1 protein-coding gene is annotated in these 496 nt (G+C 54.8%); it reads right to left on the bottom strand.

The annotated features are described in order from the left end of the window. A partial coding sequence (locus ACTHUR_RS19040) for an ATP-binding cassette domain-containing protein (RefSeq protein ID WP_440400339.1) occupies positions 1 to 496 on the bottom strand: 496 nt, incomplete at both ends.

Genomic DNA, 496 nt, shown 5'->3' with positions numbered 1-496 from the left:
ATGTCGGGGTAACAAATCGCATCGCGCAGGCTGCCTTGTGCCGTGTATGGGCGTTGCGGCAGGAAGAGGATGTCTTGATGCGGCGGATGGCTGACTTTACCGCTGCTGCCGAAAGGCCAAAGCCCTGCCAGCGCGCGCAGCAACGAAGTTTTGCCGCAACCGCTCGGGCCGCGTATCAGTAGGGAATTGCCGCTTTTGAGGTTGATGTTGATGCCGTCTAATAAAACTTCGCCGTTGTGGCGGTATAGGGCAACGTTTTCCAAGATCAGGCCGTCTGAAACTTCGGTAAGGTCGGGTTGTCGTGCGGTGTGTTTTTCTTCCGTACTCAGCAAAAAGCCGTACAGACGTTCCAGTCGGGCGCGGTAGGCGGTGAATTTGTTGTAGAACATTCGAAAGAAAGACAGCGCGTTTTGCAGTCGTGCGAAGGCTTGGACGGTCTGCTGGATGTCGCCGATTTTGATTTGTCCGGCAAACAGGCGCGGGGCTTGTAAAATAA

Source organism: Neisseria sp. P0021.S007, assembly GCF_051956855.1.
This window is presented reverse-complemented; position numbering and strand designations above follow the sequence as displayed.